This is a genomic window from Maricaulis sp. W15 (assembly GCF_001924955.1).
GTDB classification, from domain to species: Bacteria; Pseudomonadota; Alphaproteobacteria; order Caulobacterales; family Maricaulaceae; genus Maricaulis; species Maricaulis maris.
Genome location: NZ_LQXG01000012.1, coordinates 270,113 through 292,775 on the forward strand (window position 1 = coordinate 270,113; position 22,663 = coordinate 292,775).

Annotated in this window: 28 protein-coding genes and 1 tRNA gene; 11 read left to right on the top strand and 18 right to left on the bottom strand. The window is 63.2% G+C overall.

Translation table 11 applies throughout. The annotated features are described in order from the left end of the window. Positions 1-27 precede the first annotated feature (27 nt). From AWH62_RS06700 to AWH62_RS06720, 5 genes are all read right to left on the bottom strand, one after another. Positions 28-666, bottom strand: a complete 639-nt coding sequence (locus tag AWH62_RS06700; RefSeq protein ID WP_075189706.1) for a glutathione S-transferase — start codon at positions 664-666, stop codon at positions 28-30. Beyond that, entirely contained in the window at positions 666-1,598 is a 933-nt protein-coding gene (locus tag AWH62_RS06705; RefSeq protein ID WP_075189707.1) for a rhodanese-related sulfurtransferase, read from the bottom strand. The genes AWH62_RS06700 and AWH62_RS06705 overlap by 1 nt, the downstream gene beginning before the upstream one ends. Before the next feature lie 79 nt (positions 1,599-1,677). After that, positions 1,678-3,399, bottom strand: coding sequence for an ATP-binding protein (locus tag AWH62_RS06710; protein ID WP_075189708.1), 1,722 nt, complete (start codon positions 3,397-3,399; stop codon positions 1,678-1,680). A 9-nt stretch (positions 3,400-3,408) separates the two neighbouring features. Further along, complete coding sequence (locus AWH62_RS06715) at positions 3,409-3,792, bottom strand: hypothetical protein (protein WP_075189709.1); 384 nt, start codon at positions 3,790-3,792, stop codon at positions 3,409-3,411. A 237-nt stretch (positions 3,793-4,029) separates the two neighbouring features. Next, positions 4,030-4,890 carry a hypothetical protein gene (locus AWH62_RS06720; RefSeq protein ID WP_075189710.1) on the bottom strand — a complete coding sequence of 287 codons (861 nt, stop codon included), beginning with the start codon at positions 4,888-4,890 and terminating at the stop codon, positions 4,030-4,032. Between the two features lie 93 nt (positions 4,891-4,983). Between AWH62_RS06720 and AWH62_RS06725 the strand changes: the two genes are divergently transcribed. After that, positions 4,984-5,643, top strand: coding sequence for a Fe2+-dependent dioxygenase (locus AWH62_RS06725; protein WP_075189711.1), 660 nt, complete (start codon positions 4,984-4,986; stop codon positions 5,641-5,643). Positions 5,644-5,662: 19 nt separating this feature from the next. Here AWH62_RS06725 and AWH62_RS06730 read toward each other — a convergent pair whose 3' ends face one another. The 3 genes from AWH62_RS06730 to AWH62_RS06740 all read right to left on the bottom strand — a co-directional run bounded on the left by AWH62_RS06730 (position 5,663) and on the right by AWH62_RS06740 (position 7,585). Then, a complete protein-coding gene (locus tag AWH62_RS06730) occupies positions 5,663-5,959 on the bottom strand; it encodes a GNAT family N-acetyltransferase (protein WP_075189712.1) in 297 nt (98 codons plus the stop codon). Between the two features lie 295 nt (positions 5,960-6,254). Then, positions 6,255-7,061, bottom strand: coding sequence for a crotonase/enoyl-CoA hydratase family protein (locus AWH62_RS06735; protein ID WP_075189713.1), 807 nt, complete (start codon positions 7,059-7,061; stop codon positions 6,255-6,257). A gap of 134 nt (positions 7,062-7,195) precedes the next feature. After that, entirely contained in the window at positions 7,196-7,585 is a 390-nt protein-coding gene (locus tag AWH62_RS06740; protein WP_143742964.1) for a hypothetical protein, read from the bottom strand. Positions 7,586-7,920: 335 nt separating this feature from the next. Between AWH62_RS06740 and AWH62_RS06745 the strand changes: the two genes are divergently transcribed. Further along, complete coding sequence (locus AWH62_RS06745) at positions 7,921-8,100, top strand: hypothetical protein (RefSeq protein WP_075189715.1); 180 nt, start codon at positions 7,921-7,923, stop codon at positions 8,098-8,100. Positions 8,101-8,181: 81 nt separating this feature from the next. On the opposite strand, the gene AWH62_RS06750 is transcribed toward AWH62_RS06745, so the two are convergent. After that, on the bottom strand, positions 8,182-8,988 hold the full coding sequence (locus tag AWH62_RS06750; RefSeq protein ID WP_075189716.1) for a response regulator: 807 nt from the start codon (positions 8,986-8,988) through the stop codon (positions 8,182-8,184). A 151-nt stretch (positions 8,989-9,139) separates the two neighbouring features. On the opposite strand from AWH62_RS06750, the gene AWH62_RS06755 reads away from it, so the two are divergent. The 4 genes from AWH62_RS06755 to AWH62_RS16985 all read left to right on the top strand — a co-directional run bounded on the left by AWH62_RS06755 (position 9,140) and on the right by AWH62_RS16985 (position 11,955). Continuing rightward, positions 9,140-9,352: a NepR family anti-sigma factor gene (locus AWH62_RS06755; RefSeq protein ID WP_143742965.1), complete on the top strand. Its 213-nt coding sequence runs from the start codon at positions 9,140-9,142 to the stop codon at positions 9,350-9,352. Next, positions 9,342-9,950, top strand: coding sequence for a sigma-70 family RNA polymerase sigma factor (locus AWH62_RS06760; protein ID WP_075189718.1), 609 nt, complete (start codon positions 9,342-9,344; stop codon positions 9,948-9,950). The genes AWH62_RS06755 and AWH62_RS06760 overlap by 11 nt, the downstream gene beginning before the upstream one ends. After that, positions 9,947-11,713, top strand: coding sequence for a sensor histidine kinase (locus AWH62_RS06765; RefSeq protein ID WP_083635057.1), 1,767 nt, complete (start codon positions 9,947-9,949; stop codon positions 11,711-11,713). Before AWH62_RS06760 ends, AWH62_RS06765 begins: the two co-directional genes overlap by 4 nt. A gap of 83 nt (positions 11,714-11,796) precedes the next feature. Further along, positions 11,797-11,955, top strand: a complete 159-nt coding sequence (locus AWH62_RS16985; RefSeq protein WP_158025583.1) for a hypothetical protein — start codon at positions 11,797-11,799, stop codon at positions 11,953-11,955. On the opposite strand, the gene AWH62_RS06775 is transcribed toward AWH62_RS16985, so the two are convergent. Then, positions 11,956-12,855, bottom strand: a complete 900-nt coding sequence (locus AWH62_RS06775; protein ID WP_075189721.1) for an alpha/beta fold hydrolase — start codon at positions 12,853-12,855, stop codon at positions 11,956-11,958. Positions 12,856-13,066: 211 nt separating this feature from the next. On the opposite strand from AWH62_RS06775, the gene AWH62_RS16990 reads away from it, so the two are divergent. After that, entirely contained in the window at positions 13,067-13,510 is a 444-nt protein-coding gene (locus AWH62_RS16990; RefSeq protein ID WP_075189722.1) for a D-Ala-D-Ala carboxypeptidase family metallohydrolase, read from the top strand. On the opposite strand, the gene AWH62_RS06785 is transcribed toward AWH62_RS16990, so the two are convergent. Further along, on the bottom strand, positions 13,507-14,565 hold the full coding sequence (locus AWH62_RS06785; RefSeq protein ID WP_075189723.1) for an SMP-30/gluconolactonase/LRE family protein: 1,059 nt from the start codon (positions 14,563-14,565) through the stop codon (positions 13,507-13,509). The two genes, AWH62_RS16990 and AWH62_RS06785, sit on opposite strands and share 4 nt — an antisense overlap. Positions 14,566-14,748: 183 nt before the next feature. On the opposite strand from AWH62_RS06785, the gene AWH62_RS06790 reads away from it, so the two are divergent. After that, positions 14,749-15,369: a YdeI family protein gene (locus tag AWH62_RS06790; RefSeq protein ID WP_075189724.1), complete on the top strand. Its 621-nt coding sequence runs from the start codon at positions 14,749-14,751 to the stop codon at positions 15,367-15,369. 2 nt (positions 15,370-15,371) lie between these two features. On the opposite strand, the gene AWH62_RS06795 is transcribed toward AWH62_RS06790, so the two are convergent. From AWH62_RS06795 to AWH62_RS06810, 4 genes are read right to left on the bottom strand one after another with little or no spacing between them, the layout of a single operon-like run. Further along, positions 15,372-16,016, bottom strand: a complete 645-nt coding sequence (locus AWH62_RS06795; protein WP_075189725.1) for a DUF3299 domain-containing protein — start codon at positions 16,014-16,016, stop codon at positions 15,372-15,374. A gap of 8 nt (positions 16,017-16,024) precedes the next feature. Beyond that, positions 16,025-17,275 (bottom strand): ABC transporter permease, encoded by a 1,251-nt coding sequence (locus tag AWH62_RS06800; protein ID WP_075189726.1) that lies wholly within the window; start codon positions 17,273-17,275, stop codon positions 16,025-16,027. Further along, entirely contained in the window at positions 17,272-17,970 is a 699-nt protein-coding gene (locus AWH62_RS06805; protein ID WP_075189727.1) for an ATP-binding cassette domain-containing protein, read from the bottom strand. Before AWH62_RS06805 ends, AWH62_RS06800 begins: the two co-directional genes overlap by 4 nt. Continuing rightward, positions 17,967-18,482 (bottom strand): DUF2796 domain-containing protein, encoded by a 516-nt coding sequence (locus AWH62_RS06810; protein WP_075189728.1) that lies wholly within the window; start codon positions 18,480-18,482, stop codon positions 17,967-17,969. The genes AWH62_RS06805 and AWH62_RS06810 overlap by 4 nt, the downstream gene beginning before the upstream one ends. Before the next feature lie 117 nt (positions 18,483-18,599). Here AWH62_RS06810 and AWH62_RS16995 point away from each other — a divergent pair, with 117 nt between their 5' ends. Both AWH62_RS16995 and AWH62_RS06820 read left to right on the top strand, forming a co-directional pair. Continuing rightward, on the top strand, positions 18,600-18,968 hold the full coding sequence (locus AWH62_RS16995; RefSeq protein WP_075189729.1) for a MerC domain-containing protein: 369 nt from the start codon (positions 18,600-18,602) through the stop codon (positions 18,966-18,968). Positions 18,969-19,096: 128 nt separating this feature from the next. After that, a complete protein-coding gene (locus tag AWH62_RS06820) occupies positions 19,097-19,783 on the top strand; it encodes a class I SAM-dependent methyltransferase (RefSeq protein WP_233128268.1) in 687 nt (228 codons plus the stop codon). 161 nt (positions 19,784-19,944) lie between these two features. On the opposite strand, the gene AWH62_RS06825 is transcribed toward AWH62_RS06820, so the two are convergent. After that, positions 19,945-20,035: transfer RNA gene (locus AWH62_RS06825), tRNA-Ser, on the bottom strand. A 176-nt stretch (positions 20,036-20,211) separates the two neighbouring features. Between AWH62_RS06825 and AWH62_RS06830 the strand changes: the two genes are divergently transcribed. Continuing rightward, positions 20,212-20,502 (top strand): hypothetical protein, encoded by a 291-nt coding sequence (locus AWH62_RS06830; RefSeq protein ID WP_143742967.1) that lies wholly within the window; start codon positions 20,212-20,214, stop codon positions 20,500-20,502. 93 nt (positions 20,503-20,595) lie between these two features. On the opposite strand, the gene AWH62_RS06835 is transcribed toward AWH62_RS06830, so the two are convergent. Further along, positions 20,596-21,330 carry a CDC27 family protein gene (locus AWH62_RS06835; RefSeq protein ID WP_083635058.1) on the bottom strand — a complete coding sequence of 245 codons (735 nt, stop codon included), beginning with the start codon at positions 21,328-21,330 and terminating at the stop codon, positions 20,596-20,598. Positions 21,331-21,413: 83 nt separating this feature from the next. Then, positions 21,414-22,634, bottom strand: a complete 1,221-nt coding sequence (locus AWH62_RS06840) for an acyl-CoA dehydrogenase (protein WP_075189733.1) — start codon at positions 22,632-22,634, stop codon at positions 21,414-21,416. Positions 22,635-22,663 lie beyond the last annotated feature (29 nt).

Below are 22,663 nucleotides of genomic sequence, written 5' to 3' on the forward strand. Positions count from 1 at the left end.
TCAACGCTGTAGTGTGGATTCAGCGCATCACTTGTCCGGGGCGCGATCGAGTGGCGGGGTCCAGACCGGGTGTTTTTGCATGATCGCGGCGAAGCGGTCTGATTGCAGATGGCGATCAAGCCAGCGGTGTGCGGCCGGCCAGTCCTGGGCCGCGAACCAGTCGCGATCGGTATGGGCGAACTGCCGGATGAAGGGGAAGATGGCGATGTCGGCGAGTCCGTCAGCGGCGCCAAGCAGGGCTGTGCCCTGTCTGAGCCGGTCGTCGAGTGCGCCGACAATACGTGCAGCTTCGGCACGGTGTTCTCGCGGGTCCGCATCCTCATAGCGTGTGGCGTATTTATAGCGGTCGAGGTGTGGCTTGAACCGGGTATCGCATTGTTCGATCAGGTCCAGGGCAAGGGTCTCGTCTGCCAGCCAGTTGTCGGGGTCGTGCTGCCGCAGTGCCCACAGCATGATGGCCAGGCTTTCCTCGAGCACGCGGCCATCCGGCAGAACCAGAACCGGTACAGTCCCTTTCGGCGAGGCGGTCAGCATGGCCTGCGGTTTGGCGCGCAACAGGATTTCGCGATGTTCGACGGCGGTCGCGCTGGCGTGCAGGGCTAGCCTCGCACGCATGGCGTAGGGGCAGCGGCGGAAGGAGTAGAGTATCGGCAGGTCTCGCGGCATCACCCGGTCTCGCGCGGCGCGCCGGGTTGGCCGAGATGCCATTCGCCGCGCGCCCGGGCCAATTCATCCTGGCGATGGCGTTCGGCATAACGCTCGCGTTGTTCAGGCGTGCGGGCATCGGCACAGTGTGGACAGGACAGGCCGCTGACATAGTCTGGCGAGCGCAAGTCTTCCGGTCCCAGCGGTTCGCGGCAGGCATGGCACAGCGTGTGGGAGCCGGCTTGCAGGCCATGTTTGACTGCGACGCGCCGGTCAAAGACGAAACATTCACCGCGCCAACGGCTCTCGGCCTCGGGAACCTCTTCGAGATATTTCAGGATACCGCCCTTGAGGTGGAAGACATCATCCACCCCCTCCATGCGTGCGAAGGCCGTCGCCTTTTCGCAGCGGATACCACCGGTGCAATACATCGCAATCTTGGCATTCGGACGGGTTTCGCGGAATTGGCGGAACCAGTCCGGGAATTCCCGGAAGGAGACGGTTTCGGGATTGATGGCGCCTTCAAACTGGCCGATCCGGACTTCGTAGTCATTGCGGGTGTCGATGGTGACCACGTCCGGTGCCGTGATGAGATCGTTCCAGTCGGCGGGCTCGACATAGGTGCCTACGGCGCCGACCGGATCAATGTTGGTGATACCCATGGTCACGATCTCGCGTTTGAGCCGGACTTTCAGACGCAGAAAGGGTTGGTCGTCGGCCCGGCTTTCCTTGTGCTCCAGCTCCGCAAAGCCGGGGAGGGACCGCAGCAGTGCCAGAACTGCGTGAACATCGGCCTCGGGGCCCGCGATCGTGCCATTGATCCCCTCTGGCGCCAGCAGCAGCGTGCCGAACACATTGTGTGCCTCGCAAGCGGCTTTGATACGGGCCTGTAGTGCGGCATCCGGCACGAGCGGGGCAAATTTGTAGAGAGCGGCAACCAGAAAGCGGGACATGGGCATCCGTCGACGTTGGGGGCGCTCCGCCTATACCAGCTCGACAGGGGGGCTGTCAGGCCGCAGCACTGCGGCATTCTCAGCGGTCGTTCGACACCAGACGTGGCGGCCTGTCGCCACCGGTTTCGTCGTTGTCACCGGCATCAATCTGCGGGGCGAGGTTCGCGGGCAGGCGGACGGTGAAACAGGAGCCTTCTCCCGGTGAGGAGGCGACGCTGATATCGCCGCCGTGAAGCTCGGCGGCGCGCTGGCACAATGCCAAACCGATACCCGTGCCTTCATAGGCATCGCCGCCATGCAGGCGTTCAAACACCTCGAAAATGCGCCCGAAATAGGCCTTGTCGATGCCGATACCGTTGTCGCTTACGCTGATCAGAATGTTGTCACCGGCATCGCGCGAGGCAATGCGCACCAGCGGGCGCTCGTCGCGACGGTATTTGATGGCATTGGCGATCAGGTTCTGGAACATGCGAACCAACAGGAAACGATCGGCGTGAATTGGGCCGTCAAGCGCCCATTCGAGCCGGGCATCGGCATCGGCAATGACGGCACCCAGCAATTCTTCGATCTCGCTGCGAATTTCATCGGGTTCGATCCGTTCGACGCGCGCTTCCTTGCGTTCGGCGCGGGTATAAGTCAGCAGATCCTGGACCAGGCGCTGGGCCCGGTCGGCCCCGCGATTGATCCGCTCCAGCATTTCCCGGGATCGGTGGTCAAGGTTGAGTTGGCGTTCGACCAGGAGCGAGGAAATCCCCTTCATGGCGCGCAACGGCGCCTGCAGATCGTGCGAGGCGTGGGAGGCAAACCGGTCCAGCTCGGCATTCTTGGCGGCGATAATGGCGTTCGACCGGCTCAGTTCTGCAGTCTTGCGTGTCACTTCGCGCCGGACTTCGTCGGCCCGCCGGGCGTCTTTCAACGAGATCGCCCCGATGGTGGCCGTTGCAAAGAATGACGAGAACAGCACCACCCATGGCAGCGGACCAGTCTGCATCAGGAATGAGCGGCGCGGGAGCAATGTCGCGCGAATATCCGAATAGGGTGGCGCGGCAGTCCAGTGTACGAGAAAGGGCGCACTTTCCAGTGCCAAGCTGATGTTGATGTCTGTCGGATTGGCTGCCGTCCGCATTTCTCGCGTGCCGGCAAGGGCGTGGGTCGGCGCCCGGTCGGTAATGTTGACCACGACCCAGAGCGGATCGACCGGTCCGACGGGGCTGGCCAGCATCACGTCGAAATCGGAGACAATATAGGCGCGGGCCGTCGGGCGGTCCGGCAGGGCCTGGACCAGGGCGAACCGGCTGTTGCGCCCTTCCGAGTCGGTCATGGGAATGACAACCGGTTGTTCCGAAGCGGGCTCGCGGGCGATCAAGACATTGATTTCCTGCAGCGCCTGGCGCCCGACCTCAGGTGAAATCGCTCCTGTCAGCCGCCCGTTTTCAACAATCCCCATGTCACGGATGATCGGGATTTGCTGCGAGACTTCGGCGACGTCGAAAATCCGGACCGCAGCTTCGGGACTCAGGCCACTGTCAATGGCCTGGGCAAGTTGGCGCATCTCGACGTCGAGGGTCGAGATGGCGCCGTCCAGCTCGATAATGCGCGACTGGGCATAGCTGCGGAAATCCAGCTCCTTGTCCCGGCTCTGGCCGACCAAGGCCGCAAAGAACAGCGCCAGCGAAACCATGATACCGAACAGGATGATCGCAACCGGTGTGCGATAGGCGTGCAACAGTCCGGACAGTGTCTCGTACTCATCGGCGTCGCCATGACGATGGGGCGAAGAAGGTTTGGCGGTGGCGGCCAATGCTGGAGACTATCCTTCTGCGTCTGAAAGTCGGGTGAACCGGTCAAGCAGGACCGGAACGAGCGGCAACATCAGGACGGCCGTGGCAACCGAGGCTGCCGCCGTGAAGAGTTTGAGCACGGCCTCGATGTAGTAAAGCGGGTACCAGAGCACGATGATATTCATCACGTGATTGATGCCGCAGAACAAAATGAAAATTCCGAACATGATGAACGCCCAGCGAAAGGGCGGGGTACGTTCCAGCCGGCGCAGGAAAATCATGATGGTGATCGGAATGGAGAAGTAAGCGAGCGCAATGGCGAGATCGGCGATGACATGCATGCCGACCAATTCTGGTCGCCAGAGGAAACACATCCCGTGGGGCATGAAATTATTGATGTCGAAATAGCCCATCTGTTTCGCTCCGTGTGCGCCTGGACGTCGAATTCTGCATCAAAACGCCAAGCAACCCGAATTTGTTCGTCGATTCCGCCGTCATGGATTGCCTAAAGTTATGCGGGCTGACCATGCCAGCATTTTGTTCCTCCAAGACTTTCAACCCCCCTCACGGGGTGAGGGAGGTTGCTTGAATGATCATCGCAAAATCGTTGGGCCGCGCGTGTGTCCGTCGTCACACGTAAAGGCGGGATGTCAGCGCAGGGCGTCGGCGCCGACCCGGGCATTGGCGGCAAGTGCCAGCAAGCTCTGGCTGTCGCCGGACAGCGTCGCGGGTCGCGTTGCGGTCGGGAAGGCGGCCGTGATTGCAGCAATGGCGCGGCCGAGCTGCAGCGCGAGGTCGGGATCGCCTTCCGCGATTTGTTCCAGATGATTGCCGGCATAACGCTGCGCGGCGCGGGCAAAGCCATAACCGTCCAGATAGGGTTCGTGCGCGTCCGGCTGGCTTGCCAGGACTTCATACTGCAGGGCTGCGCGCTCGATCAGGTCGGTCAGCACGCGGGCATGGACACCGGCCGGCGAGAGCTGGTTGCGCGGCGCGAAGGTTGAGGCAGTGTCGATTGCGGCCACCACATCGGCGACCCGGGCGGCTATCGCCTCATCGCTCTCACCGCCATAGGGGGCGACCGATGCGTCCGTCATGGTATCGCCGAACAAGGGCGCCCCACGGCTCTCCAGAACCGGTTCGAAATCGATGTAGATCTCCGAGATCGGGTGGGCGAACATTTCTGCGCCCGCCGTCCGCTCGCCGGCCTGGAAAGCGTCGATGCCGGCGAGATAGTGCGCGCGCATGACTTCCAGCGCGGTGAGGTAAATGACTGGGTTGGCCTCGGCCTCGACGGGATCAATGCCGAACTCACCGCCTGACGCGCCGCCCTCGCCACCTTCCCCTTCACCTTCGGAAAAACCTGGTGCGGTGGCCGGCATTGCGGCGGCTTCCGTGTGGGTATCCGGGCTGGGTGGCGCGTCCGCCGGGTCACTGCAGCCGGTTAACCCGCCCAGCAGGGCGGCGGTGCCGACAGATGTCCAGATGCGCGTGCGACGCTTGATACCCATGGAACTCCCTTTCACGGATGGCTTTCGCTCATATCAATGCGATAAACGCCTATCCGGTTTTCAAGCAAATGACAATTAGTCGCAGGTTTGTCCATGCTCATACATCTGCAAAATGTCTGTCCGCCCGAACAGGTCGAACACCTACGCAAGGTCATTGAAGGGGGCGCGTTTTCCGATGGTGGTATGACCGCTGGCGCCGTCGCCCGGGTGGTCAAGTCGAACGAGCAATTGGAGACCGGTGCCCATATCGACACGGTCCGCACTGAAGTCCGCAAGGCCTTGATGGCCCATGCCGGCTTTGTCAGTTTTGCACGCCCCAAAACGCTGTCGCGTATCTTGGTGTCACGCTATCTGCCGGGGATGGAATACGGGCCCCATGTCGATGACGCCCTGATGGGCGGGCGCCGGGCCGACCTTTCCTTCACCCTCTTCCTCAGTGACCCCCTAGATTATGATGGTGGTGCGCTGGTCATGGACGGCACGGATGGCGAGACCGAAATCAAGCTCGCGGCGGGCGACGCCGTCGTTTATGCAACCTCGGCCATCCATCATGTCGTACCCGTCACTCGCGGCGAGCGCCTGGCGGTGGTCGGGTGGGTCCGCAGCCTGGTGCGCCGCCCCGATCAGCGCGAAGTCCTGTTTGATCTCGACCAGGTCTCAAACCGCTTGTTTGAGCGCCATGGAAAGACCCGCGAACTCGATCTCGTCCTGAAGACGAAGGCCAACCTGTTGCGGCAATGGGCAGAGGATTAGCGCGATCTGATTGTGACGGTCACAGGCCCTCGATGACGTCGGCCCAGTCGGGATGTCGGTCGGCCTGTGCTTTCAGGAAGGGGCAGAGCGGCACAATGGTGAATCCCTTGGCGCGAGCCTCTGCCACGATGTGATGGGCCAGGGCACTGCCGACGCCCATGCCGCGCAAACTGTCCGGAACGCCGGTATGGTCGACGATGATCCGGTTCGCCGACAGGCGTGAATAGGTCATCTCGCCGCTGTCCGCCTGTCCTTCGACATGAGCGACATAGCGACCTTTCGAGCCGCTTTCTTCGTGGCTGAAACGGATTGTCATGGGATGTCTCCTGCTCAGGCGTCCCGTGACGGGGCGTCGGCCAGTGTTGCGACCGGGGCTGCCCGTACGGTCAGCGAACTTCCGGATGCGGAATCCTGCCAAACCAGGAAACCGGTTCCAACGAGGATCATGAGGGAAAGAATGAGTCCGACAAAGCGCACAATGATCTCCTTTGTGTTGCCAGGAGATCTAGGTGTCGTTCACCGGAGCGATTAGGGCGCAAATTGGAACAATTCGACCGCCGATATGGACAGAATTTCGCGATCGCGGTGCTGCCGCCTGCCCGTTGCCGCGATTAGTCGAAGACCGGCGCGCGCTTTTCCAGTTGTGCCATCACCGCTTCGGTTTGGTCGGGACCGCCCATGAGGGCCGACTGCTCTCGGGATTCTGCGAGCAAGACAGCGGCGGGATCGGCGCTGGCGGCAAGGTTCAGCAATCGCTTGCTGGCGCGTATCGCTGACGGGCTGCGGGTGGCGATGCCTGCGGCCATCGATCGAGCCACCGCCAGTGGATCCCCGGCGCATTGCGTGGCCAGCCCCAGCGCAACCGCGTCCTCGCCCGAGACGTCGTGACCGCCATAGGTGAGGGCGCGGATCTGGTCGTCGCGCATCAGGCCGGGCAGGACGACGCAGCCGCCCATGTCAGGCACCAGGCCCCAACGGATTTCCGCGATCGCCAGACGCGCATCGGGTGTCACGATGCGAATATCGGCGCCCAGCGCAATCTGCAGACCGCCCCCCAGCGCGCCGCCCTGGATGGCCGCAATCACCGGCACGGGCAAGTCGCGCCATTGCAGGCAGGCCTGTTGTGGTCGGTTGGTCAGGCCGTGTGTGCGTGTTTCCAGCGGCTCGGGCGTGCCGCTCTCGCCCGCCATGGCTGCAAAACTGGCAAAATCCAGCCCGGCGCAGAACATGCGGCCGGCACCGGTCAGTACAACGGCCCGGACATCGCTGCGACCGGCCAGGAATTCGCCCGCCGACAGAAGCCCCTCAAACATCGCCGGATCGATCGCGTTGAGCTTGTCGGGTCGATCCAGGGTCACCACCGCGACATGGTCTTCGATCCGGATCGCTACACGGTCTGCAAAACGTTCGTCCAGCATTTGTACGGTCTCCAGATGTCCGGTTTCAGGATTTCCTGATTCCCACCGCCTGACTGCAAGGCCACCTCAGCAAAAAAAGCGGGCGCCCCGGCTTGGGGACGCCCGCTTGATATGGATCGCGTTATCCGTCCGGATCAGGAATCCGAACCGGTTTCGGCATTCGCATCATCACCAGTCGGGACAAAGTCCGGCAGGGCAGCGAATTCTTCGGCCGTAAAATTGGCCGACACACGCCAGCCGAGCTCGAGATCATCGAGGCGGAAATCGTCCGCAATGATGCGGACTTGGCGAATCTCGGCATCGGTGGCGCCGGACGTCTCGACGATAAGGGCGGCAACCGTGCCGTCCTCGGCCAATTCGACCTGGCTGACCTGGCCAAGCATGGTGCCGGTTTCACCAAAGACATCGGCTTCGATCAGCGCATGGTCGGGCGCCGGCATTTCCATGTTTGCCGGCTGGCTGTCATCGGCCAGGACGGCGGGCGCGGTGAGAAGGGCGGCGAGGGCAAGGGTGAGGGTTTTCATCATGGGCTCCGTTGAAGCTCTGTGCGCGTTCCGTGAATGCCGTGGCATCCGAAAACACAACGCGCGGGCTGTGGGGTGGTTCCATCTGTCCTCGTCATTTTCCGATCGGAAGACAGGCGGTGTGCGCCGACGCCAAGCAGGCGGAACGCAGCGACGAAAAGCTCGCGCCGACGCACAGGACGGAAACGTTCCGGCTCCGGTTCGGTTCCCGTGGAACCGGCGGCGATGGTCGGCGTTGCAGTGGGGAGGGCAGGAGATTTCATCCGGGCCCGACCGTGTCTGCCGAACAGTGTCGGCGAGACGTCCGGCACCGGCCTTTCCCAACGGAGGCGCACATGATTGTCTGGTCTTCACTCTTCACCCTCTTGGCTGCCGCGGCGAGCCTGATCGCCATGGTCGAGCCGGCGCGTCCACTCACCCCTGTCTTGTGGATACTGGCGGCGCTGTGCCTGGTGCTGGCCGCCCTGGCCGCGCTGGGCAACCGTCATAATGCGTCGGGTCGCCGGCCCTATTGATGACGGGTCGAATATCGGACAGGGAAAAGCCTCGCCGGTTGGCGAGGCTTTGACGTCTTTGGCGGCGCTGGCCGGCGGCGATCATCCCGCGGCGGCCGGTTCGGACTGCCGCTCGCGTTTGGCGAGGAAGAGGGCTTGGGAGATGGTCGCCAGCACGGTTTCCGGCATGAAAGGCTTGGTGATCAGATAGGTCGGCTCCGGGCGTTCGCCGGTGAGCAGGGTTTCCGGGTAAGCGGTGATGAAGATCACCGGCACTTCGAACTCGGCCAGAATATCCTGCACGGCATCAATCCCGGAGCTACCGTCGGCGAGACGGATATCGGCCAGGATAAGCTGTGGCCGGGTCGCGGCGGCGAGCGCCACGGCTTCGTCGCGGGTGCGCGCGATGCCGGTGTGGGTGTGGCCATCGGACTCGATGATGGTCTTGAGATCGAGCGCGATGATCGGCTCGTCCTCGATAATCAGGATCTCGCTGGCCAGGCCGGCGCGCAGGCTGGCATGGGCCTCGGCGAGCAGCGTATCGACACGCGGGAAGGCGATGTCGAGAATGAGACCGATATCGCGCCGCGAAAACTCCTCGACGGCGCTCAACAACAAGGCCTGTCGCGCTTCCGCGGACACCGTATCAAGCTGGCTCGGCGTACCGACATCGCCCGGGCGTCCGGGCAGGACTTCGAGCCGGCCGCGTTGCAGCGGCAGGCTGTCCTGGAAAAGCTTGTAGCAGGCGACGCGCGCCGGCAGGTCGGCGCGCAGTGACAGCTTGCCGGAGATCAGCGCCTCGAGCGCGCCGGATACATAGGCATCGCCGACCGCCTGCGATCCAGACAGGATGCGGGCATAGCGGCGCAGCAGCGGGATATGCGGTCGGATCAGTTCGGCGTTGGACATTGTGGCTCCCACACATAGACTCCATCGCGTAGAAACGCACGGATCGGCGCCTGGTTCCATTGTCGTATACAAAGACGGGAACCATTTGTCGGCCAAGACGTTGTTTGAGGGCACGCAGCCGGTTTTCATTGCCAAGACAGCAGGAATTGCCATGTCCAACTCACCACCGGAACACGACCCGACCGAGCTCAGCGAACTTGCCATCGAGCGGGTGCGCGAAGACTTGCTCGGCCGACAATTGCGCCAGCTATACGCCGATGTCGTGGAGGAGGGGGTTCCGGACCGGTTCGCCAGCCTGCTCGATCAGCTAGATGATTCAACGGGCTTGGCCACTGACACGGGAGGGACGACTGATGAGTCATGACTCCCCCACGGTGCCGGACGATGAGTTCAAGCAATTGCTGCAGGACGCGATCCCGCAGATGCGTGCCTTTTCGCGCGGTCTCGCCCGTGATCCGGCAGCGGCTGACGATCTCGCCCAGGAAGGCATGTTGCGGGCCTGGGCCAAGCGCGGCCAGTTTCGCGCCGGTACGAATTTCCGCGCCTGGGCGCTGACCATTATCCGCAATCTCTTCTATTCGGAAAAACGCCGCTCTTGGCGCCAGGTGGCCCTGGATGAGGAAAAGGCCAAGCGGACCCTGCCCAGCGCGCTCGATTTGGACGTGCTTATGGAGCTCGACGAGGTTCGACGGGCGCTGACCCAGCTGTCCGACGATCAGCGCGAAGCCCTGATGCTGGTCGGTGCCGGCGGCTATTCCTATGAGGAAGCGGCGGAAATCTGCGGCTGTGCGGTCGGGACGGTGAAAAGCCGGACCAACCGGGCCCGGCGCAATCTGGTTGAAATCCTCGAACAGGGCCCGGACCGGAAAAGCGGCTCCGACAAGGTCGGCGCCGGAGATGCCGCCGAGGCCCTGGTCGCCGATGTTGGCGCAATGGGGGCGGCACTGCGGGCTCGCGGATGAGGAATGGCGGGCGCGGTCTTCGGTCAACGGTTGGCCTGCGCCTGCAATTGCTGGGGGTGCTTGCCCTTAGCCTGTTGCCGTTATTGCTGCTCGCGATTGCCCAGGGCGTTGTCGAATTCCGCTCGGAAGTTGCCACCCAGCGCGACCGGCTCTATGCCGCCGGCGCCCAAGCGACCGAGGAGTTCGGTGCGGTATTGGAACGCGCGGCCGGCGTAGCCAGTGCAATTGCCGCCCATCCGCAATCGCGGCTCCTGCATCTGTATCGCTGTGAAGTCTCATTGCAGTCGATCGCGACCGCGGATCCAGTCTATGTCTCTGTCCGGATGATTGATCCGGGCGGCGCAGTTACCTGTGCGGCCACCACCGGACCGGAGCGCATCTCCGAGGCAGACCAGGAATGGTTCGATCGGTTGTCAGCGGGCGTGCCGGAAGTTTTCAGCCATATCCAGACAAGTCCGAAGACCGGCGAACCGGTGATCGTCGCGGCCCACGAAATCCGCGACCGCGGTGAACTGGTCGGGGCGGTCGCCTTGAGTGTTGATGTCCGCACCGCGCTGGGTCGGGTCGACATTTCCGGCTTTCCGGCCAGTTTTGCGCTGGGTCTGAGTGATAGCGAAGGCAATCGCGTCGGCTTGGCCGAAGCCGAGACGCCGCTGCCGACGTTTGAACTCTCCCCCGAGCAACTCAATCAGGCGCGCGAGCGCGGCGGGCCTGTCACACTGCGAAGTTCCGACGCGCACACCGTCATGATCACGCCGCTCGCGGGTGAGGGCATCTATCTGGTGGTGCACGGCCCGACCGTGATGCTTGACGGCTGGGCCGGGTTTGACCTCGTCGGCACGGTCTTGATACCGGTCTTGATGTGGGTGATGGCGCTCGTCTCCGTCGGTTTTGCTACCGACGTCTTCATCCTGCGCTGGATCAGTTATCTGGGCCGCTTTGCCCGGCTTTATGGGGCCGGGCGGCTCGATGCGCAGCCGGTCAAGGCGTCAGGAGCGCCGTCGGAAGTTCGGGCCTTTGCCGAGACGATGGCCTCGATGGCGTCTGCTCTCAATGAGCGCACGCTCGAGCTTGAGCGGCGGGTCGATGAGCGCGGTGCCCTGCTGCGTGAGATCCACCACCGGGTGAAGAACAACCTCCAGATCATCATCAGCCTGATCAATATCCAGGCCGGACGGGCGACTGATCCTGTCGCCGATGAGGTGTTGCGCGAGATGCGCGGGCGGATCAATGCCCTCGCGATGATCCACCGCACGCTCTACGAAGCGGACGATCTGCGCAGTGTCGACATGGGCGAGTTTCTCGACCTGCTGGCCAGCCAACTCGCCGCGATCGCCAGCCAGCCGGGCCGCGACATTCGCCTGACGACGCAGGTCGAACCGGTGGTGCTGGAGCCGGACCAGGCGATCCCGGTGGCGCTCTTTGTCACGGAGGCGGTGACGAATGCCTACAAGCATGCTTTCAACGCGCGCGACGAGGGCGAGGTTCTCGTGGCACTGAGCCGGGAGACCGATGGTTCGGGTTACCGCGTCGTGATCGAGGATGACGGGCCCGGTCCGGACAAGACGTCGGGCACAAGCCCCGGCGGCGGGACAGGGTCGTCGCTGATGGAGGCCTTCGCGATGCAGTTGGGCGGTCGTTTTGTGCGCGAGACGGCGGGCAAGCGCGGATGCCGTGTCAGTTTAAGCTTTCCGGCGCAGGCGGATGGTGTCGAGAGTGCCGCCAAAACGGCCGCGCGCCGGAAAAAGCGCAGAGCGTCCTGACATCATCGGGGAACGTCCATGTACCCGGCGCGTTGATGACAGGGCCGGCAATTTTGCCGGACCCCGCCAACGGGAGGCTGATCATGCAAATCTCGCGCGACCGTTTCATCATTATTGCCCTGTTCTGCGCGCTCGCCGTGTCTGCCGCAGCGACAGGATATTTTCTCTGGCAGGACGCGCAGTCGGAGACTGTCCGCATCGAGTTGGGTGACCAGGAGATCGAGATGACCCGCGAGCGGTGATCAGTTGGCCTGGCCGGCGAGGCGGGTAGTGAGAGTGGCCGCAAGCCAATCGGCCACCCGGTCGGGCGCCTCCATCGGCGCAAGGTGGCCGGTTCCCGATAGGGTGTCGATCCGGATCCCGCGTCGGGTCAGCGTCCGGCGATTGACGATGGTCGAGGCGCGCTCGGCGCCAAGGACGTGTACCGGTCCGATATGGCGGCGCAGCGCGGCGCCGATATCATGGCCCTGGGCCTCGTAATTCGCCGCTTCCCAGTGCGGCGCGCAGGCGAGACGGAATTGCCCGTCTGCGGCCGGTTTGAGACCATCGTCCAGATAATCGGTCAGCACGCCATCGGCCCAGTTCCGGAATGTCGGATGGCGCTGATAGCGGGCGGCTGCATCCTCCGCCTGGTCCCAACCGTCAAACCGTTTGCGAGCCGCGCGTGCGATCCCGACCTTGCCGTGGAGCAAGCGATAAAAGGGGCTTCTCGCGACCATGTAGAAGGGTGCCGGCAAAACGACCGGCTCGACCAGGCAGAGTGGCGCTGACGGCGCATTCCGGCTGGCGCTGAGAAGGGCGATGATCGCGCCCATTGAGTGACCGGCAAAGGCGTCAGCCGGCCGATCCAGCGCGTTCAGCCAGGCCGTGATGTCGTCGGCATAGATATTCCAGTTGCGGTGATGGTCGGGGTCGGCGGGAAGCTCCGACGTGCCATGGCCACGCAGATCAGGCGCGAGAATGTCGAACTCGGTCACCAGTCGCCCCAACACGGCTTGATAGGCGCTGGCACAGAATCCGTTGGCATGGATGAAGACGAGCCGGGGCTTGCCGGGATTGGGCCAGGCGAGGCCGGCCAGGCGGCCATCGGGCAGGGCGTGGGAAAAGCGCACCGGTCGGGTCGTGGCTGCGGGCTGGGTCATGTCATCGTCCGTTCAACCTTTGCCCGAGGCTAGTGCGTCGGGCGGTCACGTTCGAGCCGCGATCACACACGTCGATGCATGCGGGGCATGCGCGGCATGCGCGGCCACGTGGTCGGAATGCTTCGGGCGCGCGCATGGGCTGGCGTTTTACAGCTTCTGCGCGCGGAGCAATGCGCTACACTGTGTCCGTTTCTGGCTGGAGGATGAGGACATGTTGACCCGGAATTTCACACTCGAGGAGTTCACCCGCTCGGATACTGCCAAGTCGATGGGCGATCCCAACGCGCCGGAGGAGAGCCATATGCGCGCCCTGCATGCTCTGGCCTGCGGCATGGAGCAGGTGCGCCGCGTGCTCGGGGATAGGCCGATCAGCATCACCTCGGGCTATCGCAACCCGGCTGTCAACGCGAAGGTGGGCGGCGTGCCGAATTCGGCCCATGCGCTCGGTTATGCCGCTGATTTTTCGGTCAAGGACATGTCTCCGGTCGAGGTTGCCAAGGCGCTGGAAGCGTCACCGCTGGCTTTTGATCAGCTGATCTATGAGGCCTCGCGCAAGATCAATCACATCAGTTTCGACCCGCGCATGCGCCGCGAGGTGAAGACCCAGAAGGGTGGACCGGGCACGCCGGTCGTCTGGGGGATCGCCGAGGACTAATCCGCGGTCACCGGCGCGGCGAAGACGGTGATGCCATCGCGGGCCAGTCCCGATGTCCATAATTCGCCGTTCCAGACGAGCGCCGTGGTGATGCCGTCGGCATCCTCGACCGGGCCGCGCAATCCGAACACGGGTTGGCCGTCGGTATCGATTGCAATCGCCATGGCCGGGCGATCGGGCAGGGGCGGCAGGCCGGCGATCTGGAGCCAGCGCCAGACCAGGCGTTTCAGGAAGGGGCGTGCGTGCAGCGTCTCCAGATCGGTCGAACGCAGTGACGGCATGGCGGTCCAGATGAGGCCGCTGGCCGCGTCGAATTCCAGATTGTCGGGATAGCCGGGCAGGCCGTCGATCAGCACTGTCAGCGATCCGTTGTCGGGATCGAGTTGCCAGATACGGCCGGCCCAGGTCTCGTTGACATAGACCAGGCTGGTCGCCGGATCATGGTCGACGCCATTGATGAAGCCCAACCCGCCGGCCAGTTCCGTCATTTCACCGGGGGCCGTCACAAGCAGGATGCGGCCGGTCTGCTCGGCCTCCATGAAGGAATCGAGGTGGGCGCCATAGCCGTGTCGCAAGGATGCATCGGTCAGGATGATGCCGCCGTCGGCGAGCACGGTGAGATCATCGGTGAAGACCAGCGAGCCGCCATCCTGGGCCGAGGCGAGCCAGACCTCAAAACCGTCCGGCGTGTGGCGCAGCAGGCCGCGCAGGGCATCAGCGATAAACAGGCTGCCGTCGGGTGCAAAGCTCAATCCCAGCGGCCGTCCGCCGGTGTTGGCGTATTCAGACCAGTCGCCATCGCGCGTGCGGACCATGATGCGGCCATCCGCCAGCGATGCGTAGAGCCGCGCGTCGGGACCGACTTCCAGGTCTTCGGCGCCGTGCAAACCCGCGGCCTCGGTACGGACGGGAGACGACACGGTTTCGAAGGCCGCATCCAGGGCCGGATTGGCCGGCGGCGGGTTGAAGCGCATGGCGTCAAGCGAGCCGGGGCCATAAGCCGCCAAGCCGACAAGCGCCACCAGCACGAGAATGATGACAAGAGTTGTGCGCATTCCAACCTCCCCCGGTTTGTCGAGAGCTAAGCCGAAATCCGACGCGAACGGAAGTATCAACAAAATTACCGGCCCTTTGGCCGGGTTGCGACCGGCTGCAGCCGGGAGGTTTTCGGCGATGGGCTCGTCTCCTATCCTGCAAGGCGGGCCACAGACCGATGAAGATGGCGCGGAGACCAACAGGTGATCACCGATATCGAGGACTTCTTCGCCAAGGGCTGTGGTCGCTGTGATCGCTTTGCGACGCCTGATTGCGTGGCCCGGATATGGAGTGAGGGTCTTGATGCCCTGCGCCGGATCTGTTTGGACGCAGGCCTCGCGGAGACCGTGAAATGGGGACACCCCTGTTATATGCATGCGGGCCGCAATATCGTGCTGATCGGCGCGCTGCGAGGCGATTTCCGGCTCAATTTTTTCAAGTCGGCCCTGATGACCGACCCGGAAGGCCTGCTTGAACGCCAGGGGCCCAATACCCGCAATCCCGACACGATCCGCTTTGCCGGTCCTGCCGATGTGGCCCGGCTTGAACCTGTGCTGCGGGCCTATCTGCGCGAAGCGATGGATTATGCCGAGCAGGGTCGGGTGCCGCAGCAGGCGCCGGCCGAGATCGTTCTGCCGGACGAGCTGGTCGATGCCCTCGACGCCGATCCGGAACTTGCCGAAGCCTTTCATGCCCTGACCCCGGGCCGCCAGCGCAGCTATGTCATCCACCTGTCCTCTGCCAAGACCAGCGCCACCCGACTGGCGCGTATCGAGCGCTGCCGTGGCAAGATCATTGCCGGCAAGGGGTTCAATGAGCGCTGAGCCTAGCGCCGGTAAGGTTCGTGAGAGATCAGTTCCATTGTATAGGCCGCGTCGCCCAATTCGTTGATATGCCTGTCGGATGAGAGTTGACCCGTCACCCAGACGGCGGCCCACAGCCGCTCGACGCGGACCGGTTCGGCGGTCGTGACATAGACGATCTGATTGGGTGGCGGCGGCGGTGTGTGAATGCAGGCACCGAAATAGGGCACGAGCAGGAATTCGGTGATGTCGCCGCCGGGTTGATAGTCCAGGGGCAGGATGTAGCCGGGCATGCGCACGGTGCGCCCGATCAGGCCTTCTTCGACATTGAAGGTGCCGATCTGCATCATCTGGCTATCGAAATGGTTCATCTCCATGATTGCCGACGAGGCATTATAGAGTTCCTCGATCCGTTCCAGCTCACCTTCGGGCAAAAGATCATCCCAGTTGATGGTGGTGATGCCGTTCTCGTCCGGGGGTGGCAGGTGTGGACCCGGCGGCGGCGGGGTGGCGCGAAGCGGTGCGTTGTCGTCAACGCTGGTCACTTGGGACGCAGCTTGCTGACTCGCTGTAACCACCGCGTCCTGGGCGGCGCTGGCGTCGTCCGAGTTGGCACCGCAGGCGGCCAGGGCAAGCGTGATTGCGACGATGCGGAAGGATTGGATCATGCAGGACCTCACAAGCGGATGGAAAGCCCGTCGGCCAGGGCGTTGCGTTGCGCGCGCCAGGCCGGCCACGCGCCCAGTGCCGCACCGGCCAGGGTGACAAGGACAAGAAGCAGCAATTCCGACAGGCCGGTAGTGCCGCCCAGCTCCAAACCGAAACGGGTTCTGACAATTTCCGAGACCGCGACAAAGCCGATCCGGGTGACAAGAATGCCGATGATGGCGCCGGCTGCCGCGATGGACGCGGCCTCAAGAATGAGCAGGGCGAAAATGTCACGCGGTCGCGCCCCTGCAGCCCGCAGCACAGCCATCTCGCGCCGGCGTTCGTTCAGGCCTGAGGACAGGGCGGTCAATATCCCGGACAAGCCGACCGCAACCACCAGGCAGGAAATTGCGGTGAAGGCCGTTTCGGCGGCGCCGATCACCTCCCACAGCTGCGACAGCGCGACGCCCGGCATGACGGCGCTCAGGGCTTCGCCGCCATAGGTATTGATCTGGCGTCGCAGGCTCAGCACCCGAATTGGCGAGGTCGCACCAACAAGCACCGCCGTGATGCTGTCCGGGGTCAATGGGGCCGAGATGTTGGCGGTGCCGGTGCGTGGCGGTGCCCCGCTGTCCCAGCCGACATGTATGGCTTTGATGCTTTCGAGCGACACGTGGAGTGATCGGTCGACCGGCGTTCCGGTTCGGGCGAGGATGCCCACAACCGCAAACTCATACCCGGAATGCTCGGCAAAACTGACATCGCCGATCCCGTGCGACAAGGCGATCCTGTCGCCGATCCCGTAATTCAGTCGCCGCGCCACGTCGGCGCCCAGAACAACTTCGTGGCGGCCCTGGAAGGTCCGCCCGGTGGCGAGCACCAAGGGGCGGCTGCGGCCATATTTGTAGTGCCGGAAATAGTCGGGTGTCGTCCCGACCACGCGATAGCCGCGATGACTGTCGCCCAGTGATATCGGCACCGCCCAGTCCACATCCGGCGCCGAAGCGATCAGCAGATAGCTGTCCCAGCTCATATTGGCGGTCGGGTCTCCCAGGCGAAAGACCGAGTAAAGCAACAGGTTCAGCGCGCCGCCCCGCGCGCCGACGATCAGGTCGGTGTCGGAGATGGTCGAGTTGAAGCTGTCGCGTACTCCGGTGCGGATTTTCTCGACGCCGAGGAACAGGGTCACGCTGAGCGTGATCGCCAATATGGTCAGGCCGGCCGACAAGCTGCGGTTGACGAGGCTCTTCCAGGCCAAGGTCAGAAGCGGCGCCCTCATGCCGCTGCCGCATGATTGATGGTGTCCAGTTCGACCATGCGGTCAAACCGGTTCGCCAGCCTGCGGTCATGGCTGACGAACAGCAAGGCGGCGTCCGAGGCGCGGCACTCGGCGGCAAGCAGTGACAGGAAAGCGTCCCGGGTATCATGATCGAGGGCCGAGGTCGGCTCGTCGGCGATCACCAGGCCGGGGCGGCCCAGCAAGGCCCTGGCGGCCGCGACCCGCTGCTGCTGGCCGACACTGAGGGCCGTCGATGCCCGGTCCAGACCGTCGCTGTCCAGGCCCAATACATCCAGCAGCCGGGCGGCTTCCTGCTCCGGGCTCAGACCCGCCGCGCGCAGGCGGCTGGCGCGTTCCGGCGAGAAGCGAAGTGGCAGCAGCACGTTTTCGAGCGGGCTGAGATAGGGCACCAGGTTGAAGAGCTGGAAAATGACCCCCAAGCGCGAGGCGCGAATGGCATCGCGGCGGGACGGACGGTCCGGATCCATCACTTCGCCAAGCACGGTCACGTCGCCGGACAGGCACGGTGTGATGCCGGCGATCAGGCCGAGCAATGTGCTCTTGCCGCTGCCGCTGGCTCCGGCCAGGAACAGGCTCTCGGCGGCTTCCAATTTGAACGCGTCAATGGTCAGCAGGTCGGGGCCGCCGGGCCAGGCGAAACGCAGGTTTGAAATGGCGATTGCGGGCACACTCATCGTGCAAGGCGATGGCGTGGCGCGGCGGCGGTGAGCGCGAATCCTTCCTGTCCGCGCGGTGACAGGAAGACGGTCTCGATCTCTTCAAACCGCTCGAATGCCTCGAACAGGTCCGTCTCCATGCGGGTCAGCCGGTCCGGCTCGGCGCACGTGAATTGATAGACGATCCTTACATTCGAATGGGCGTCGTCATCCGGGTATTCATCGTCGTCCATTGACCCGTCTTCGAACACGCATTCGGCCTCATTGTTGAACCTGACCACGTGGTTCCCGTCCGCAAGCTGCGACCGGGCCAGATCGGCGATGCGCTGCTCCGCGGCTGTCCGGGGCGCGCCTTCAAAGCCGAACAGATTGTCGCCGGGTGTTTGCAGCTCTGCCAACAATACCCCGTCGGCATCGATGGCAATTGTCAGATGGCCCACGCCGTGAACATGGGCGCTGTGCGCGGGGGCGGCGTGATGGTCCGCCGTGAGGACAATCATGCCCGCCAGAAAGAATTCAGTCGGTCCCAATGCGAGCCTCCAGACCTGTTCAGTTCATGCATTGTCAATTTGATGATACGTTATTATGTAACATTGAATTCGCCAAGCATCCCGTCATTTCAATTTTGTCATTTTCAGGAGATCCCCATGCGCCGCCACGACGCGATAGGAATTGGGCTGTCCGGGCTTTGCCTGGTCCATTGTCTGGCCCTGCCGGTTTTGATCTCGGTCAGTCCGGCGCTGTTCTGGATCGAGAGTGAGTGGACCCATTTCGGGCTTGCCATGCTGGCGCTTCTGGTCAGCGTGATCGCGATGCGAAACTGGGTTGGCGGCGTTCGGGGCATGGTGTTGCGGTGGATGGCCGCAATCGCCGTCGGCCTGTTGTTCTATGGCGCGCTGGCGGACATTTCGGAGTTGGCGGAGCAAGGCGTGACGGTTGTCGGCGCAATCCTGCTTGCCCTGTCCCATTCGATGGCCTGGATCGCGGCACGATCAAGCGGCGCGCATCGCCACTAGCCGCGCCGCCGCCGCTGGCGGGCCATCAGATCGCTTGATGTTTGAACCCCATCCGCAATCACCGCAGACCTTGAACGCAGCACCTCACAGGAGACAGGCCAATGACTTCAGATACCGGGAAACACCCCTTGCCGACCGAGTTTTTCAACCGGGAGATGGCGGCTCGCTATGATGAGAGAAACAGCAAGCTCTCACCGGTCTCGGACTGCATGCATTTCCTTTTCAGACTGGTTCTGGAGGACCTCCCGCCGGACGCACGGATTCTGAGTGTCGGGGCCGGGACCGGCGCGGAAATCCTGTCGCTGTCGAACGCCTTCCCTGGTTGGCAGTTTGTGGCCGTTGATCCGTCCGGGCCGATGCTCGACGTGTGCCGCGCGCGGCTGGAAGATGCGGGCGTGATGGACCGGTGCGAGGTTGTGCAGGGCGAGGTGCACGATATTGCCGACGGCGACACATTTGATGCCGTGCTCGCGATCATGGTCGCGCATTTCATCGACCGGGAAAAACGACAGCGCTTCTATCAAGCCAGTCACGCGAGGTTGCGGCCCGGTGGCTTTTTCGTCAGCACCGAGATCAGCTACGACCTCGCTTCGCCCGAATACCCGTCCATGCTTGAAAACTGGGGCCGTATCCAATCGCGGATGGGAGCGACCCCCGACAGTCTCAAGACGCTTCCGGAAACGCTTCGCAACGTGTTGACCGTTATCGCCCCGGATGAAACCGAAAACCTGTGGCGTGATGCGGGATTCGCGCGGCCCATTTGTTTCTTTCAGGCCCTTATGGCGCGTGGCTGGTATGCGCAAAAAACCGGGTAGGAGGCCCACAGGCTGTGTGATCGCCAGCCCAAGCCGACCGCCTCGCGGTTGCGGCCGAACCGCGCTCCCACCGTACGCCTTCTGGCGTCATTTCCCGCAAGAAGCCTCTGTTCCAACACGAAAAAAGGAACGAATTCGATTTCGGAACAGGAGAAAAGGAGTGGCGGAGAGGATGGGATTCGAACCCACGGTACGCTTTTGGCGCACACTCCCTTAGCAGGGGAGCGCCTTCGACCACTCGGCCACCTCTCCACTGACGGGTTTAGAATGCGGCGGCGCGGGCATCAAGTGGGAGTTGCGGCGATTGCGGGACGGATTGCAGGCCGCGTGGTCTGCTCTCCCCACTTTCATATCCCTTTCTGATTGACGATTTACCCCTCACTATCTTAGCGTGCTCAGTGTGTCATTTTTTGAAAAGGGGAATGAGCATGAGAAATGTTATAGTCACGATGGCTGTGTTGGCAGGCACGGTGGGGCTTGCCGTTGGCGGCGTCGCCGTGGGTGGACAAGAGGCGACCAGCGCGGCGGACAAGATTCGCGCCGATGACGTGCGACTGAGTGCGTCTGAAATCAACGCCTATCTCAGGGAGGACGCCCGTTCTGTGCCGGACAATTGCGTCGTCCACTACAACCAGTTCACTGGCGAGTGTTCCGCCGTTGTGTGCACAACGAGCACGGGGTGGCAGACCGTTCATGAGTGTTCCGAGTTCGGCCTCTGACGGCAAGGTCCTGCGAAAATCTGTGGTGTGAGATTGCGGCCGCCTCGAGCTTCGGGGTGGCCGTTTTCTTGATCGCTCGGCGTTGATTTCAGTTCACGCTTTCAAGCGTGCCATGTCGAGCCAGCGGCGATTGGTGCGCTGGACGAATTTGGGAGCATGTCGGGCAGCGGTCAGGATTTCCTGCCAGCGGGCGCGGGCGGATACCGTGTCGCCCTGGACATCGAGCAACATGGCCCAGCGGGCACGCGCTTCCGGACCGGGGAAATAGTCGGCGACGCTGGCATAGGTGGCCAGCGCTTCGTCGATCCGGCCGAGCGCTTCCAGCGTCCGGGCAAACAGCAGGTGGGCTTCGGGATGGCGGATATCCGGGTGGGCGGTCTGCATCGCTTCAAGCTGGGTCAACGCCTCGCCGAACTCGCCGGTCTCATAGAGCGCTTGGGCGAGGGTGAACATCATGGCCGCGTCTTCGGCGAAAGCACCGCTGGCGGCCTCGCGGGCCAGCACCAGCGCATCGTCGGCACGCTTGGTTGCGAGCAGTGCGGCGGCGGCGCGGCGCAAATTGCCCGGCGTCCGGCTGATCTCGATCTGGACCAGGGCGTCGCGCGCCTCGCGACCCGGATCGAGTGCTTTGCGGGCAGCGGCGCCTGCCTTTCGGGCTGAGGTGCTGCCGGCGGCCGAGGGCAGGACTTCCGCGAGCAAGTAGACAATCGATCCGAGGGCCGGGAAGGCGAACAGGATGAAAATCCAGTACATCTGCCGTTGTGTACGAATGACGTGTACGGCGCAGCCGAGCGCCACAAGAATGTGGAGTCCCATCAGAATCGGCATCGTGTCCCCCCGCTGACCAATTCCTGATAAGCGAGACGGTTGCAGGGGGCAAGCGCGCGCGTACTGCGCGTCTTGATCAGGCGCTAGAAAAAGGCCTGCAGGCCTGTCTGTGCCCGTCCGAGGATCAGGGCGTGCACGTCATGGGCACCTTCATAGGTGTTGACGGTCTCCAGATTGGCCATGTGGCGCATGACCTGGAATTCCTCGGAAATCCCGTTGCCGCCGTGCATGTCACGCGCCATGCGGGCGATATCGAGTGCCTTGCCGCAATTATTGCGCTTCATGATCGAGATCATCTCCGGCGCGGCCTTGGCCTTGTCCATCAGGCGGCCGATGCGCAGCGAGCCCTGCAGGCCCAGCGTGATCTCGGTCTGCATGTCGGCGAGTTTTTTCTGAAAGAGCTGAGTCTGGGCCAGCGGCTTGTTGAATTGGTGTCGGTCGAGCCCGTATTGACGCGCCGCATGCCAGCAGAATTCGGCGGCGCCCATGGCGCCCCAGGAAATGCCGTAGCGGGCCCGGTTGAGACAGCCGAACGGGCCTTTCAGGCCGGACACATGCGGCAGGAGGGCGTCTTCGCCGACCTCGACATTGTCCATCACGATTTCGCCGGTGATCGAGGCGCGCAGGGACAGTTTGCCGCCGATTTTCGGGGCGGAGAGGCCTTTCATGCCCTTGTCGAGCACAAAGCCGCGGATTTTGCCGTCATGGGCGTCGGACTTGGCCCAGACCACGAAAACATCGGCGATGGGGGAGTTGGAGATCCACATCTTGGCACCGTTGAGGGTATAGCCAGTCGCGGTCTTGGTGGCGCGGGTCTTCATGCCGGCCGGGTCGGATCCGGCATCCGGCTCGGTCAGGCCGAAACAGCCGATCCATTCGCCCGAGGCGAGCTTGGGAAGGTATTTGGTGCGCTGTTCTTCCGAGCCATAGGCGTAGATCGGATACATCACCAGAGAGGACTGGACCGACATCATCGAGCGATAGCCGCTGTCGACGCGCTCGACTTCGCGGGCGACCAGACCATAGGCGACATAGCCGAGGCCGGCGCCGCCATATTCCTCCGGCAGGGTGCAGCCCAGCAGGCCCTGCTCACCCATTTCGCGGAAAATGGCCGGATCAGTGTGTTCCTCGCGATAGGCGTCGATCACGCGCGGTTGCAGCTTGGCCTGGGCATAGCTGTGCGCGGTGTCGCGAACGAGCCGTTCTTCCTCGGTCAGCTGATCATCGAGACGGAAGGGGTCCTGCCAGTCAAAACGGCCCAGATCCGGAGCATCCTTGGCTTTCAGCGTCGGCTTGTCGGTCATGATGATATGGTCTCCCCGGACGTCATTGG